The organism is Candidatus Accumulibacter phosphatis, assembly GCF_012939955.1.
Classification (GTDB): domain Bacteria; phylum Pseudomonadota; class Gammaproteobacteria; order Burkholderiales; family Rhodocyclaceae; genus Accumulibacter; species Accumulibacter delftensis.
Genome location: NZ_SPMY01000029.1, coordinates 1 through 14959, shown reverse-complemented (window position 1 = coordinate 14959; position 14959 = coordinate 1). Strand labels below are relative to the sequence as shown.

Annotated in this window: 13 protein-coding genes and 1 pseudogene; 8 read left to right on the top strand and 6 right to left on the bottom strand. The window is 60.6% G+C overall.

All coding sequences use genetic code 11. From position 1 onward, the window contains the following. The first annotated feature begins 2 nt into the window (after positions 1 to 2). From E4Q23_RS10975 to E4Q23_RS10965, 3 genes are read left to right on the top strand one after another with little or no spacing between them, the layout of a single operon-like run. Positions 3 to 383 (top strand): PilZ domain-containing protein, encoded by a 381-nt coding sequence (locus tag E4Q23_RS10975; RefSeq protein WP_169066675.1) that lies wholly within the window; start codon positions 3 to 5, stop codon positions 381 to 383. A gap of 23 nt (positions 384 to 406) precedes the next feature. After that, a complete protein-coding gene (locus E4Q23_RS10970; RefSeq protein WP_169066674.1) occupies positions 407 to 1189 on the top strand; it encodes a TatD family hydrolase in 783 nt (260 codons plus the stop codon). Next, positions 1186 to 1935 (top strand): ankyrin repeat domain-containing protein, encoded by a 750-nt coding sequence (locus E4Q23_RS10965; protein WP_169066673.1) that lies wholly within the window; start codon positions 1186 to 1188, stop codon positions 1933 to 1935. Before E4Q23_RS10970 ends, E4Q23_RS10965 begins: the two co-directional genes overlap by 4 nt. Here E4Q23_RS10965 and E4Q23_RS10960 read toward each other — a convergent pair. Both E4Q23_RS10960 and E4Q23_RS10955 read right to left on the bottom strand, forming a co-directional pair. Beyond that, positions 1927 to 3375 carry a 3'-5' exonuclease family protein gene (locus tag E4Q23_RS10960; protein WP_169066672.1) on the bottom strand — a complete coding sequence of 483 codons (1449 nt, stop codon included), beginning with the start codon at positions 3373 to 3375 and terminating at the stop codon, positions 1927 to 1929. The genes E4Q23_RS10965 and E4Q23_RS10960 overlap by 9 nt on opposite strands. A gap of 149 nt (positions 3376 to 3524) precedes the next feature. Further along, positions 3525 to 4409: an alpha/beta fold hydrolase gene (locus E4Q23_RS10955; RefSeq protein WP_169066671.1), complete on the bottom strand. Its 885-nt coding sequence runs from the start codon at positions 4407 to 4409 to the stop codon at positions 3525 to 3527. 282 nt (positions 4410 to 4691) lie between these two features. Between E4Q23_RS10955 and E4Q23_RS10950 the strand changes: the two genes are divergently transcribed. Beyond that, complete coding sequence (locus E4Q23_RS10950; protein ID WP_169066670.1) at positions 4692 to 6179, top strand: hypothetical protein; 1488 nt, start codon at positions 4692 to 4694, stop codon at positions 6177 to 6179. Between the two features lie 171 nt (positions 6180 to 6350). Here the strand turns inward: E4Q23_RS10950 and E4Q23_RS10945 are convergent, their stop codons facing one another. From E4Q23_RS10945 to ppk2, 4 genes are all read right to left on the bottom strand, one after another. Continuing rightward, the gene (locus E4Q23_RS10945; RefSeq protein WP_169066669.1) at positions 6351 to 6653 is read right to left on the bottom strand and encodes a hypothetical protein; all 303 of its coding nucleotides are present in this window, start codon (positions 6651 to 6653) and stop codon (positions 6351 to 6353) included. A 545-nt stretch (positions 6654 to 7198) separates the two neighbouring features. After that, positions 7199 to 8002 carry an ABC transporter permease gene (locus E4Q23_RS10940; protein WP_169066668.1) on the bottom strand — a complete coding sequence of 268 codons (804 nt, stop codon included), beginning with the start codon at positions 8000 to 8002 and terminating at the stop codon, positions 7199 to 7201. Further along, positions 7993 to 8544, bottom strand: a complete 552-nt coding sequence (locus E4Q23_RS10935; protein WP_336511667.1) for an ABC transporter ATP-binding protein — start codon at positions 8542 to 8544, stop codon at positions 7993 to 7995. The genes E4Q23_RS10940 and E4Q23_RS10935 overlap by 10 nt, the downstream gene beginning before the upstream one ends. Positions 8545 to 8946: 402 nt before the next feature. Continuing rightward, complete coding sequence (ppk2, locus tag E4Q23_RS10930; protein ID WP_169066667.1) at positions 8947 to 10215, bottom strand: polyphosphate kinase 2; 1269 nt, start codon at positions 10213 to 10215, stop codon at positions 8947 to 8949. 516 nt (positions 10216 to 10731) lie between these two features. Here ppk2 and glpK point away from each other — a divergent pair. From glpK to E4Q23_RS10910, 4 genes and pseudogenes are all read left to right on the top strand, one after another. Continuing rightward, positions 10732 to 12241 (top strand): annotated as a pseudogene (gene glpK, locus E4Q23_RS10925) (glycerol kinase GlpK). 122 nt (positions 12242 to 12363) lie between these two features. Continuing rightward, entirely contained in the window at positions 12364 to 14007 is a 1644-nt protein-coding gene (locus E4Q23_RS10920; RefSeq protein WP_169066735.1) for an FAD-dependent oxidoreductase, read from the top strand. Between the two features lie 17 nt (positions 14008 to 14024). After that, the gene (locus E4Q23_RS10915; RefSeq protein WP_169066666.1) at positions 14025 to 14675 is read left to right on the top strand and encodes a hypothetical protein; all 651 of its coding nucleotides are present in this window, start codon (positions 14025 to 14027) and stop codon (positions 14673 to 14675) included. 30 nt (positions 14676 to 14705) lie between these two features. Beyond that, positions 14706 to 14959 (top strand): transposase (locus E4Q23_RS10910; protein ID WP_169066665.1); only part of this gene is annotated, 254 nt, incomplete at its 3' end.

Sequence of the window (14959 nt, the reverse complement as noted above, 5' to 3'; positions counted from 1 at the left end):
ATATGGCAGAAGCAGACAGTCGCAAGCAAGCCGCCGCCAACTCACCACGCCCGAGCGTCTTGTCGCTGAACATCAACTCGAAATCGGCGCTGTATGCGGCGTATATGTCCCTGTTGCGCAACGGCGGAATCTTCATTCCGACCACCCGCCATTACGCCATCGGTGACGAGGTGTTCATGTTGTTGTCGCTGATCGACGACCCGGCCAAGTTGCCGATTGCCGGTACGGTGGTCTGGATTACCCCGGTCGGTGCCCAGAACAACAAGGCGCAAGGCATCGGTGTGCACTTCAACAACGACGAAGGCGGGCTCGAAGCCAAGAGGCGCATCGAAGGCCTTCTCGGTGGCGTGATGCAGTCCGGCCGCCCGACGCATACCATCTGAGCGAGCCCCGCCGAAGAACACCGATGCTGATCGACTCGCACTGCCATCTCGACTTTCCGGATCTCTCCGAAAGAATTGCCCCAATCCTCGCTTTGATGAAGGACAACGAGGTCGCCTGCGCGGTGTGCATCGGGGTTACGCTGGAAGACCTCGACCGGGTGCTGGCGCTGGCCGAACGCTGGCCGGCGATCCTGGCTTCGGTTGGCGTTCATCCCGAGGCCACCGGCGGACGCGAACCCTCGGTCGGCGACCTGGTCGAGCTGGCTCGTCATCCGCGAGTCATCGCCATTGGCGAGACGGGTCTGGATTACTACTGGCACAAGGATGCACCGGAGTGGCAACGCGAACGCTTCCGCACCCACATCCGCGCCGCCCGGGAAGCGCAGAAACCCCTGGTGATTCACACGCGCGAAGCGGCTACCGACACGCTGCGGCTGATGCAGGAGGAGGGGGCTGCCGCGGCCGGCGGCGTGATGCACTGCTTCACCGAGAGCTGGCAGGTCGCCGAGCAAGCGCTCGAACAGGGCTTCTACATTTCGATGTCCGGCATCGTTACCTTCAAGAAGGCCGAAATCGTGCGCGACGTGGCGCAGCGTGTTCCGCTCGACCGTCTCTTGGTTGAAACTGATTCGCCTTATCTTTCCCCGGTTCCCCATCGCGGCAAGACCAACCAGCCTGGCTACGTGAAGCACGTCGCCGAAGAAGTCGCGCGCCTGCGTGGCCTGACTTACCAGGACCTTGTTGACGCCACGACGGAGAACTTCTTCCGCCTGTTCCCAGAAGCCCGTTCAAAACTTTCCCAATGAAAACAGTTGCTCTGCTCTTCGCCCTGCTGCTGCCAAGCCTCGCCACAGCCGGTGCTCATGAAGATATGGAGGAGGCGCTGATCTCCGGCAATACCGCGTGGGCCGTCAAGTTGGTCGACCAGGGGATGGACATCAACGCGGTGGACGCGGCCGGCAACACCTTGCTGATGCAGGCCGTGCAGCGCGACAACGGCGATTTTCTGGAGCAGCTGCTAAAGCGCCACGCACGCCTGAACACGCGCAATCGCAACCGCGAGACGGCGCTCAGCATCGCCGCCTTCAAGGGTAGTCTGCCGATCGTCAAGCGTCTCGTCGAAGCCGGTGCAGACGTCAACCTCTACGGTTGGCCGCCCCTGATCTACGCAGCTTTCAATGGCCACACGACGGTCGTCGAATACCTGATCACGAGGAGTGCCGACATCGATGCGACGACCGAGAACGGTTCGACAGCGCTGTTCTTTGCCGCCCGCTTTGGACACCTGAAAATCGTCGAATTGCTGCTCCAGAACAAGGCCGATGCGAGCATTGCCAACGATCGGGGTGCGACGGCGGAGGACTGGGCGCGGCAGACCGGGAATACCAATATCGCCGATATCCTGCGCCAGGCAAGTGCGCAGACAAGGGAGGCAAGGGAGCAGGCAAGGAAGGCAAGGGACCAGGCGAGGGAGGCAAGGGAGCAGGCGGCCGCGGCTGAGCTTGAGACCGAACTCATTGATACCGAGGCCGAGACCGAGCCGTCAAAGTGAGAACGGGGGCAGGGGACGGAGGCCGATCTTGCCGGCCTGCAGGAAGCGACCAATGACGCGGTAGGTGTCGGGATCGAAAGCCTGGCCGGTCGGCCCATCCGCCAGCCGCGCCTGCAGCGCCTCTTCGTTGTGCAAGGTGGCCACCAGACGCCACCGGTCTACCAGGTGGAACTCTTCGCGCATTCCGAATTCGTCGCGCTCCAGTAGCAGCAGCGGCCCCTTGTAAGGCCAGGGCTTGACCTTGAATTTGGCCAGGGCAGTCAGTACTCGGGCGCAGTGCAGGGCGACCGTTTCCTTGCCAATGCAGACGCCGCGGCAGCTTTTCTGTCGATAAGCGGCGCAGGCTCCGGGCTTGCTACTGTCATCAAGGCCGAGCAGCTTGTAACACAGACGCTGTGCGTCGGCGAGTTTTCGCAAGCTGCGCGTAGCCTCGCGATGACTGGGGTAGATTCCGAACAAATCATCGGCGATGGCAAAGTCGAGGTCCTCGGCGAAGACCAGTTCCGGGCGTAGGTGACCGTTTTGCCGTGCCTGAAGTTGCCAGGAGCAAAGCCCCCTGGCCGCCGCGCCGGCGTTGCTGCCGCCAGGCTCGCGTAGCCCCGCCTGGGGCCCGCTCTCGGCTGCGCAACGGGACAATTCGATTTCGCGCAGGCGAGCGCCCAACTCGCCGGCTGCTTCGCGCCAGTCGACACGCCGGAGATCGCGCAGCAGCGGCGTTTCGCGCTTGGCGGCAGTGAAATGCGCCAATACCTGCTGGCGAAGATTGCTCGCCCGGCGCAGTAACAGCAGGCGACCGTCTTCGCCGTAAAACGCGTAAGCGCCGGCAGCCTCGGGCAGATCGTCGATCAGTGCGGGATCGATCTGTGCCGGCAGTTCGGGACGGCCAACGAGGTTGGCGACCACGCTGCGAATCGTTTCGACCGGCAGTTGTTCGTGCCAGCAGCGCCACAAATCCCAGAGCAGGCGAGCATCGGCCAGCGCCCGGTGGCGCGAGCCCGCCACCGCCAGCCCATGGCGTGTGACCAGGGTGTCCAGATTGTGCCGGTGGTGCTGCGGGAACAGCTTGCGTGAGAGCTTGACCGTGCATAGCGTCGGCGCCCGGAACTCGATCCCGAGTCGCTTGAATTCGCACCTCAGGAAACCGTAATCGAAGCGCGCATTGTGCGCGATGAGCAGTCTGCCGCGCAGCCTCTCGAGCAAGGACGGTGCGAGTTGCGCGAAAGTCGGCGCCGAGCTGAGCATCGCGTCGTCGATGCCGGTGAGACCGGTAATGAAGGAAGAAACGGGAGCCTCCGGATTGACCAGCACGCTCCATTCACGCGCACCTTCGCTGTCCACTTCGACCAGGCCGACTTCGATGATCCGGTCATTCGCGAAATTGGCGCCGCTCGTTTCCAGATCGACGAAAACCAGCGCCTCGGGGACGAAGGCAGGATTCATGAGCGTCGACAAATACAGGCTGGCGGACGAGCAGGTAGACCAGTCAGCCGATGCCGGGGCACGCGCAAGCGCAAGCGGCAAAGCCGCGCCGACAGGTGGCGGCGATCCGTGTTCGCGGCCTGCCAGAGAATGCTCAGCGTCGGCAGCGTTCAGCGCTCCGGCGATCGCGCGATAGCCGCAATGGCATCGGCGAACACCTCGGTCAAGGCCAGCGGCAGGTCATGTGCCATTCCTTCGATGACCTGCATTCTTGCCCCCGGGATGTGTGCGGCCACATCGTGACCACAGGCGACGGGAATCAGTGGGTCGTCGCTCCCGTGCAAAACCAGTGTCGGTGCCTTGATGGTTTGCAGCAGGGGGCGGCGATCACCACTGGCCAGAAAAGCCGCCAGCTGACGGGCCACGCCGCGTGGATGGAAGCCCCGCTCGTGCTCGTCGACGAGGACCTCGCGCAAGCGTTGCGGACAACTCGGAAAATCGGGGCTGGCGACCGCCAGTTGGCGTTTGAGCGCGTCCTCGACCAGGCTTTCCTTGTCGCGAGTCGCCGGCAGGGGGGCCAGCAGGGCTTGTGAGGCTTCGCGAGTTGGCGGCGGCAGCTCCGGATTGCTGCTGGTGGTCATGATGCAAGTTAGCGACAGGGTACGCTGCGGATAGCGGGCGGCAAGGATCTGGGCGATTGCACCGCCCATCGACGCGCCGACAATATGCGCTTTTTCGATCGTCAGGGCATCGAGCAGGCCGACGCTGTCAGCGGCCATGTCCGTCAGCGTATAAGGCACGCTCAGTGCTGTGCCCGTGCGCAGCGCCTGGCCGATATCGGGAACGCCGGCGGCGTCGAACTTGCTGGACAGGCCGCAGTCGCGGTTGTCGAAACGAAGGACACGGAAGCCACGCTCGACGAGCGCTTCGCAGAATTCCTTGTGCCAGCGGCTCAATTGCGCGCCGAGTCCCATGATCAGCAGAATGGCCGGCGCTGACGGTGTGCCGAATGACTCGTACTCGATCTGAAGATGGTTGGCGGTGATCTGGGGCATGAAAAAGGAGAAGAGGGTTTGCAAGGAGGGGCCGAGGTGAGCCAGGCTGCAGCCCCGGCAATCTACCACTCCCGCTCGATGGCAGCAAATGTGCGCGCTCGTTCAAGGCGGTCTGAAACCTTTTCTGCACATGCTTGGCGGCTCCATCTGCGCCTGCCCGCCAAGCTCTTCGCAGCGCTTTGCGACATTGTTCTCATTCGCCGAACAATTGCCAATCACCCGCAGGCGGGTCTCGTTTAGACTTCTTCCATGTCATAGTTCTTAACGAGGGGAACGCATCCGATGAAGCACATCATTCGTCACTCAATCATGATCGCCTGCCTGGCCGGTTCGCCAACGCTGGTCACTGCCGGGCCGCTGCAGCGGGTCGATCCGGGTGATGCCCAGCTCGATTGCACAGGGCTGGCTGCCCAACAGCAGGCGATGACTGAGTTTATCGCCGCTGGCGACACCAATGCCCCAAGCATTGGCAAGGCGGCAGCGGGCGGTGCGGCAAACGTCGGCGGGCAGGTCGCTGGCGCAGCAGTGGCGCAGGGTTCCGGGCTATTCGGCGGACTTGGCGGTCTGGTTGGCAAGGTCGCCGGGGTCGTCGCGCAGCAGCAGGTGGAAGAGAGCATGGCACCCGACGCCGCGGCACAGCAGCGCGCCGCCGAAGCCAGGGAACGCCAGGGGTTTCTTGGCAAACTGGCGACGGCCAAGGAGTGTCGGCCCGATGAACCCGGTTACTTGGGCAAAACGCTGTCCGCCGACGAATTCAAAACGCTTGCCGAAGGGCCGGCCGGCGGCGAGGTGCAAGCGTTTACGGTCGCCGCGGTGGAAACAGCCGCCGCCGAGCCGATCGTCGTGCTCGATGGCAGCGATCTCCTGGAAGGAAAACTGAAAACCGCAGGAAAGCGCATCTATATCAGTGAGTTCCGGGTGCTTTTTGAAGTGGCTGGCGAAGTTTCCGCCAGCACTCGCGCCGGCTACTTGCCAGGAACGAATTACGGCGGCACGCAATCGCGGATCAAATATCAGGTGGCCAACGTCGATATCGCTGCCTTGCAGGCCCTGACCGACAAGGCCTGGGCCGATCTGCAGGAACGGCTGGCAGCCAGTGGCGTCAAGCTCGAGGACGCCGCGGGTTTCACTGCGCAGAACGGCGCCGTGTATGCGGCAACAGAGGCGGCGAGCACGATCGGAGCGCCGGTGTATGTCGAACAGGACCTTGGACATACCGAGCGCAAGTATCTGGTACTGACCCCGACTGGCATGAAGCTGCACGAACGTGGATTCGCCGGCATGGGCGCCGGTGACATGGGCAAGCGCATAGATTGGAGCAAGAGCGGCTTCGACGGTATCGCGGTCGGGGTGGCGATCAATATCGCTGCGCTGGAGTCTTCCGGCTCGGGCTCGTCGATCTGGAATCGCGCCGGCGCCAGCACCGGCGCTGGCGAGGGAATGACGGTAAGCGCACCGCCAGGAGCAGTAGCCGCCAGCGGCCACGTCGATGGCGGTAGCCTACGAGCACCCAAAGGCATCACCGTAGCCGGCAATTTTGCGCGCTTCCGGGAAGTTGGTGGCTTTGACTCTCAGAAAAACGTAGCGGTCGTGGCACTTCAGGCCGTCGGAAATCTTGCTGGCGTGGCCGCCAACAAATCGAAGGTGGTCGAAATGGAAGTTGACCTGGACGGGCCGACGACCAGCCGCATGGTGCTCAGTGGTTTGGCAACCTTCAACCAGGCCTTGACCGAGCAGTTCAAGGCGGGGCAACAGGCAAGTGGCGGGTAGGATCGCGCGATCAGTCGGTTTTTCCCGTGCGCGCAATGAGGCCGGATGCTCAAACGGCCCTTCTTTCACCACCGATCTAAGTGCGCATAATTTGTATTATGTAAACTTCACGACAGAAGAGGAAACGGGGCCGTAGCCCCGTTCAGATCTGGAAAGCGAAGCTCACACGACCTACTTGTTGTCGAATTTTGCTTTGGCGTCGGCAAACGTCTGCCGGACGGTTCCCCAGATGCTCTCGCTGCCGTTTCTGAGTTCTTCCCAAGCGTCATCCGCGGCCTCTTGCAGGGCGTTTATGCGGCCCTGTGCCAGCGTCTTCTGGTATCTGAGTTCGTCAGCCTTGCCCTGGTATTTTTCCTTGAAATCGGCGTCCGCCTGGCGAGCTTTCGCTTCCATGACGTCGAGTTCTGCGCTCCACTCATCGAGCTGCAGTTTCAGTTTCTCAACATAGGCGTCTTTTGTCTCTTTCAGACTCATGTGTCGCTCCTTTCGCAAAAGTTAATAAAAGCAGCTCCAATCTTACCAGCGCACGAGGCATGTGGGCAGCCTGAATTAGCAGCCAAGCAATTGAAGCAGTTGGCTGATGGGCCTGACAAGAAAGGTGTACACCGATGAGCGCTGGCCGTCCCTATTTCCCGCCCGCCCGGTTTCCCGCGACGGATCGGCCTATACTGTAAGCACACCTGCCTTCGCAGGTGCTCAAGAGGAGTGCGATCATGGGCAAGATAAGGCAAAACAACAAGGAAGTGAAGAAACAAGCGGCTTTGACTCCAAAGGAAAAAAAAAGCCGCCAAACAGGCTGAAAAGCAAGCGGCTGGTGTCGCACCTTTGGTTCAACGCTAAGCCGGTAGTTTGCAGATCGCACGGCAAAGTGCGATCAGGCCGCCGGTCGTCCGAATGCTGGTTGAGCAAGCAGCAGCTGTCGGGCGTCGGCGGTTATTTTATCCCCTCAGGATTTGGGAATCGCATGCTGCGTGCTGCGTACCGAATTCCCGCTTGCATCCCGGATGACCGTTTTCAGATCAATTCCCGGGCCGACTCAAACGGTCGAGTCGCAAGCGCTGGCGCTCGTCGAAAAGGCGTCTGGCGGCGAAGCTGACGGCAACGACAGTACCAAATCCGGTACCGCCAGCGATAAGAAACATCACCAGAATCTGGTACTTGACGGCCTCCACTGGTGGCGTGCCGGCCAGGATCTGGCCGGTCATCATTCCCGGCAGGCTGACGATGCCGGCGGCAGACATGGCGTTGACGATCGGAATCAGGCCCACCCGGATGGCTTCGCGGCGGCTGTCTGAAATTGCCCGCTGCCAACTCTGGCCCAGCGCCAGGCGGCTCTCGATAATCGGGCGTTTCTGGGTGGCGTCCTGCGTCAGACGGTCGAGTCCCAGCGAGATGCCGTTCATGGTATTGCCGAGAATCATGCCCAGCAGCGGTATGGCGTATTGCGGCGCATACCAGGGCTTGGTACCGATCACCAGGATCAGCGCCATGACCGTAACCGTGAACGACGAAATGAACATCGAAAGAGTGCCGACGCCGAAGCCCCACCAACCGATGAAGCGACGTTTCTGACGGACCATTACCTCGCGTCCGGCGACCGAAATCATGACTCCCGCCATCAGCGCCACCCAGAGCAGGTGAACGTTGTCGAACAAGACTTTGAGTACCAGACCGATCAGGAACAACTGAATGGTGCTACGTGCCGCAGAGGTCAGCAATTGCCGTTCGACGCCAAGACGCAGGCGCAAGGACAATCCGGCGAGGGCGAGGATCAGCACTGCGGCAATCCCGAGGTCGAAGGGTGAAAGGGTGATTACCTGCATGGCAGCCCCACCCTCTCCTCTTCCACCAGGCCACCGTCGCGCAGGTTGAAGCGGCGCTGCGCAACACGTTCGATTTGCCCTGAATCGTGACTCACCCAGAGCACGGCGCTATGTCGCTGGCGCCGATACTCGGCCAACAACTCCTCGACGCGAAGGGTACTGTCCTGGTCGAGATTGCCGGTCGGCTCGTCCAGCAACAGTGCGGCGGGGTTCTGCATCAGCGTTCTCAACAAGGCGAGCCGCTGCCTTTCGCCGGTCGAACAGCGGGACAACTGCCAGTTCACCGCCTCCTCGGGCAAGCCGAGCTGCTTCAGCCAGCCGGCGTTGATCGCCGTCTCGAAATGCTCGCCAACGCACTCCCCCCACCAGTGGCTTTCCGCTCCCACCAAGGCAACCGAACGCCGCCAGTCCGGGGCCGGCAGAAGCGAGCAGCGCTGGGCATCGAGATACGCCTCGCCAGTGTGTTCATCAAGGTCGGCGATGGCACGCAACAAGAGCGTCTTGCCACTCCCGGAGGCCCCCGTGGATGCAGATGCATTCACCGCTATCGACGCTGAGTTCGATGGGGCCGACATGGCGGGTGCGCAATTGTTGAAGACGCAGGCTAGGCACGCTCAGCTCCTTCATAAACCGGCATCTGGAAGCCATGGAACAGCGGCAAGTGCGCGCACATCCGGTGTTTAGACGGTCTTCGCGAGGAGAGCATGCCGATCACTACCCAGTGCATTTGCCGAAGCGGTAATTGTAGGGGCAATCATTGCCATAATGCTTCGACTCCGGCTCTCATGAGCTCGATAGAAAAGCCATCGACGGCCTGCCAGTGCTCGCCAGTCAAGGCGTAGCGTCAAGGCCAGGCCACTTGAGGCCCTGACCGCGGTGCGCAAAAAAAAACGGGGCGCTCTGGGCGCCCCGTACTTTGCTACTGATTATCGAGTCCGGCCAGACTACAGAATCGGCGTGTGCTCGCCTTGCGGATGGGCAGATCCACTCGGTTCGTAGACCACGTGCGGACGACCGACGAGCAGAGGATCGATGGGGCCTATGGCGTCCACGTCTTTGCCGGTGTAATTGAGCTTGTGCAGGACGTAGCGCATGGCATTCAGACGCGCGCGCTTCTTGCAGTCGGACTTGATGACCGTCCACGGCGTTTCGGCGGTGTCGGTGTGGAAGAACATCGCCTCTTTGGCCTTGGTGTAGTCGTCCCACTTGTCGAGCGACGCGAGGTCGATCGGCGACAGTTTCCACTGCTTGAGGGGGTGGACCTGGCGCTCCTTGAAGCGGCGGCGCTGTTCCTTGCGGCTGACCGAAAACCAGAACTTGATCAGGTGAATGCCACTACGCACCAGGGTACGTTCGACTTCCGGCGTCTGGCGCATGAACTCGGTGTACTCGTCTTCGCTGCAGAAACCCATCACGCGCTCGACGCCGGCGCGGTTGTACCACGAGCGGTCACAGAAAACGACCTCACCGGCCGTTGGCAGGTGGCGCACATAGCGCTGGAAGTACCACTGTCCGCGCTCTTGTTCGCTGGGCTTATCGAGTGCCACGACGCGTCCGCCGCGTGGGTTGAGGTGCTCGGTAAAGCGCTTTATGGCGCCGCCCTTGCCCGCCGCATCACGACCTTCAAAAATGACCACCACGCGCTGCCCGGTTTCCTTCATCCAGTTCTGCAGTTTCAACAACTCGACCTGCAGGCGGTATTTCTGCTTCTCGTACGCCCGCCGCGACATCAGGTTGCGATAGGGATAGGAACTCGTTTCGCGCCAGCTCGATGCCAGCTCATCGTCCGGGCTGCTCGGCGGTGTCGCCGGCGGTTCATTCCTTTCTGTCAGCAACGCCTTGCGCAGCGCTGCCGCGTCGTCCGGAGAAGCGCCGGTCAAGATCGCTTCGAGCGTCTTCGCCAGCGACGCAGTGTCGCCGACGGTGGCATGTGCAATGATGTCGCGCAGGGCGACTTGTTTGTGCTCGATTGCCGAACTGGCCGCTTCGGCGACATCAAAAGCCTCCATGGCGGCAGGCGTGCGTGCCGGAGCGACATCTCCGGCGGCTGCCCGACGCGGCTGTGTTGCCCGCGCCGAAGCTGAAACCGCACGCGCCCGCGGGGCTCGCGCTGGCGGCTTGGCAGCCGCAACTTCCGGTTTTTCGGCTTCCGTTGTTCCTCCCGCCTTGCTGCTATCGCTGCTCGAGGTGGGCGGCGGAGTTCTCTTGTCCATCTGTCTCTCTCCCAGTGGGTGTGTTCTGCTACAAAAAGTGCCGCCAGATCAAGGCTTGACGACACCTGCCATGATAGCGCTAATATGTCAGGTGTTTCAATCGCTTGAGACCGATTAGTCGCATGTTTTCGGCTCTTTTCCGGCTTTTTCCCGGGCAGCCTGCAAATGTGTCCTTGTGGATCGCGAAAGCCGGAACCCGGAACCCGTGCCCCTACCACCATCTGCCTGCAGCGGCCAGGCGAAGGCTAGCCAGCGGGGTGTACCCGAACGCTGGCAGGCGCCAAACTTCGGGCCGGGAGCAGCGGGGCAATAGTGTTTCCCGTGGGCAGCGTTTTCACGTGCCGCGACGCATCGGCGCGACACGCCGTCTTCTCGAAAAAGGGCTTGGGGCTGCCGGGGACTTGCGGTTTTTCAGCAGTCAATTTCGCCGGATGGAGTGCCGCTTGCGCTGCTGCGCTGATCATGCCAGTGTTATCGTCGGCGACGAACATAAACGCGCAAAGGAGAAAACCCACCATGAGCGAGTACATTCTGTCCATCGACCAAGGCACCACCGGTACGACCGTGCTGATTTTTGATCATGACGGAAAAATAAGGGGTCGAGCCTACTCGGAATTTAAGCAGAATTATCCAAAACCGGGTTGGGTCGAACATGATGCCGAGGAAATCTGGCTGCTAACCATGAAGCTTATTGGTGCCGCCTTGAGTTCTGGCAACATCCACGCCAGCGACTTGAACGCCATCGGCATCACCAATCAACGGGAAACAACGGTGTTGTGGGATCGTGCCACCGGCAAGCCAGTCGCCAATGCCATCGTCTGGCAGGATCGCCGGACCGCAGGCTACTGTGATGAGCTCAAGGAACGGGGATTGGAGGAGACGATCCGTCAAAAGACCGGCTTGGTGATCGACTCTTATTTCTCCGGCACCAAAGTCAAATGGCTGTTGGATAAGGTCACCGGCTTACGCGCGCGCGCCGAACGCGGCGAAATTGCTTTTGGCACCATTGATTCCTGGCTGGTCTGGAATTTGACTGGTGGCGACGTGCATGTCACCGACTACTCGAACGCTTCACGCACCATGCTTTACAACATTCAAGAACTTCGTTGGGACGATGAGCTTCTGGAGTTGCTCAACATTCCCAAAGCGATCCTGCCCGAGGTCAAAGCGTCGTCCTGCATTTACGGAGAAACCGACCCGGAGATGTTTTTCGGCACTCATCGCATTCCCGTGGCGGGGATCGCCGGCGACCAACAAGCGGCTCTCTTCGGCCAAGCTTGCCATAGTGCGGGTCTGGCCAAGAATACTTACGGCACCGGTTCCTTCGTATTAATGAATACCGGCGACAAAGCCGTATTCAGCCGTGAGAAGTTGTTGACCACCATTGCTTGGCGCATCGCTGACCAACCGGTTCAGTACGCGCTGGAAGGCGCCATTTTCGTCACCGGCGCCGCGGTGCAATGGTTGCGAGATGGATTAAAGATGATCAAATCGGCGGCGGAAAGCGAGGAACTGGCTCGCTCCGCTCCCCAAAATGAGGGCGTCTATTTCGTGCCGGCGCTGGTGGGTCTGGGTGCGCCGCACTGGGATCCCTACGCCCGTGGCCTGCTGATCGGCATCACCCGAGGCACCACCCAGGGTCATATCGCTCGCGCGGTTTTGGAAAGCATGGCCTATCAGACCCGCGACGTGATCGACGCCATGCAGCGCGACTCCGGGATTGCCCTGAAAGAATTGCGCTGTGACGGGGGGGGCTTCGGTCAACAGTGTGCTCATGCAATTCCAGTCCGACATTCTCGGTGTCCCGGTCGAAGTGCCCAGCATCGTGGAAACCACGGCTCTCGGTGCCGCGTATCTGGCGGGCCTGGCTACCGGTTTCTGGAGCAGTCGCGAAGAACTTGCGCAAAAGTGGCAGCTGGAAAACCGCTATAGCCCGCGCATCGACGAAGCGCAGCGTGAGCGCCTGTTCCGGCGCTGGCACAAGGCGGTTGAGCGCTGTAAGGGGTGGGCTCTTGACGACGAGTAAGCGTTCACTCACCCTCCCCCTCCTCTCCTCTTTCTTCACAGACTGGGGATGGAGTCACCTTGACCTCTCGCATTCAGCAGCGAGAGAAGGAACCGGATTGCCACATCGAATGGGGAGCAAGCGTGAAACTTCGTGAGAGCAACATTCAGAAATTGCAAGAGGGTATCTACGATGTCCTGATCGTCGGCAGCGGCATCAACGGTGCAGTCTCCGCCGCCGCCCTGTCCGGCAAAGGCGCGCGGGTCGCGCTAATCGATCAGCGTGATTTCGCCGGTTTCACCAGCCAGCAATCGTCGAACCTGGCCTGGGGTGGGATCAAGTATTTGGAAAGCCGCGAGTACAGCCTGGTTCGGAAACTTTGTTTGAGCCGCAATCATCTGATCCGCCATTATCCGTCACGAGTTCAGGAAATCCGGTTTTTTTCCACTATCGACAAAGGCTTCCGCTTTCACCCGCTGTTCCTATGGGCAGGCACGTGGGTGTACTGGCTGTTCGGCAACGGTTTCACAAAAACCCCCCGCTTGTTTTTCAAACGCACCATCCAGCGCGAAGAGCCGGTTGTCAAGACCGAAAGCGCAGCAGGCGGCTTTGAGTATTCGGATGCTTACCTGCACGACAATGATTCGCGGTTCGTGTTTCAATTCGTGCACTCGGCGATGGATCGCGGCTGCATTGCCGCCAACTACATGGAATCACTCGGTGCGCGCCGTGAAGGCAGTATTTGGGTGGCTCACGCGCGGGATGTGATGAACGGCCAGGAGATGGAAATCCGCGCCAAGGTGTTGATCAACGCCGCCGGCCCATTCGTGGACCAGCATAATGTGCTGACCGGCGAACAAACCGAGCATCACCATGCGTTTTCCAAAGGCATTCATTTGATCGTGCCCCAGCTCACTGCGCATAAGCGCATCATGACTTTCTTCGCCGACGACGGACGCCTGTTTTTTGTCATCCCGATGGGCATGCGTACCTGCATTGGTACCACCGATACCCGAGTGGAATCGCCTTTTACCGAGGTCACGGACGAAGACCGCCAGTTCGTACTCGACAATATCAACAAGCGCCTGAACCTCAATCGACCATTGACTTGCGCCGACATCATCGCCGAGCGTTGCGGAGTGCGGCCATTGGTAATAAAGGCTCAGGCCGACGACAAGATCGAAGATTGGTTGCAATTGTCGCGAAAGCATGCGATCGATGTGCATCGCGCCAAAGCGCATCTCAGCATTTTTGGCGGCAAGCTCACCGACTGCATCAATGTCGGTGACGAGGTTTCGGACATCGTCGCCCAACTCGGCGTTGCCCTGCCGCATCGAGGCTACCAATGGTACGGCGAACCGCATCCCTCGGTACGCGAAGAATACTTGCATCAAGCGAAGCTGATGAATCTCGATAGCTATACCTCGCCCGAGTCCATCGAAAGCCTCAGCAGCCGGCTGTGGCGGCGCTATGACCGGCAGGCGTTTGAACTTTTGGCGGAAATCCGCGAAGACCCCCGCCAAGCGGAAGTTCTGATCAAAGGCACCGATTATATTCGCTGCGAAATCCGACTCGCCAAGCACCAGGAAATGATCATCAAGCTGGAGGATTTCTTGCGTCGCCGTTCCAAGATTGCCCTGGTGCTGCGCCACGAGGAGATTCGCAAGGCCGAAGGTTTGCTGGAGGCTTGTGAAATCCTGTTTGGCGACCAGGCGCGGCAGAAATTCGATGAGTATTTTCAGGAGCAATTGACTCAAGGCCGAGGCGCAATGGCCGAAGTCGCCTGAATCAGTCCACACTCGTGATGAGTTCCCTGCCCTTCGCGCCGCGCTGTCTGTGTCTGGATATCGAAACTGCTTTCGATGACCAGCTTGCCATTCACAAACTGGCCGCCTGGAGAGCAGACACAAGCGCAGGCTTCTCTCTTGCCGGGCAGCAGATCGCCGCCGCCGTCGATCGCCTCGACGCCCTTAGCGAAGGCGCCGCGTTCGTCCTCGGACACAATATCGTCCGCCATGACCTTCCGGCACTGGCGCGGGTCTATCCACAGCTCAAGCTGAACCAGCTGCCAGCGGTCGATACCCTGGAACTTTCCCCCCTCGCCTTCCCCGCCAACCCGTACCACAGCCTGGTCAAGGACTACAAGCTCGTCCGCGACGCGCGCAACGACCCGCTCAAGGACGCGCAGCTGGCGCTGAAGCTGTGGCAGGACCAGTATGCAGCCTTTGCCGCACTCAATGCCGCATCCCCCGACGAGATCGCCTGCCACCACTTCTTCCTGGCGCGTGAAAGCCGCGGCGGTGTCGGCAGCTTCTTCGCCAGGCTCAGGGCAGCAATGCCGCCGAAAGCTGGCGAAGTCCATGCCGCCGTCTGTCGCCTCGCGGCCGGCAAGGTCTGTCCCCAACATCTAGCAGCCTGTCGGACTTTCCCTGCGCCGGATCTGGATATGATATAATCATACCTCTTCAAGCAATCGGGTCGTCGCATGTCCAAGTTTATCGTCGCTGACCGCCAGACCGACTATCTGCTACCGCCGTCGGTAGACGACTGGCTGAACCAGGATCACCTGGCGCGATTCATTGTTGAAGTGATCGACCAGCTCGATCTGTCCAAGCTGACGCGCGAGTACGCGGGGCGCGGATCGAAAGCCTACCATCCGGCCACCCTACTGGGGATTCTGGTCTATGGCTACATCACGGGTATTTTCTCCAGCCGCAGGCTGGAGCAGGCAACCTACGA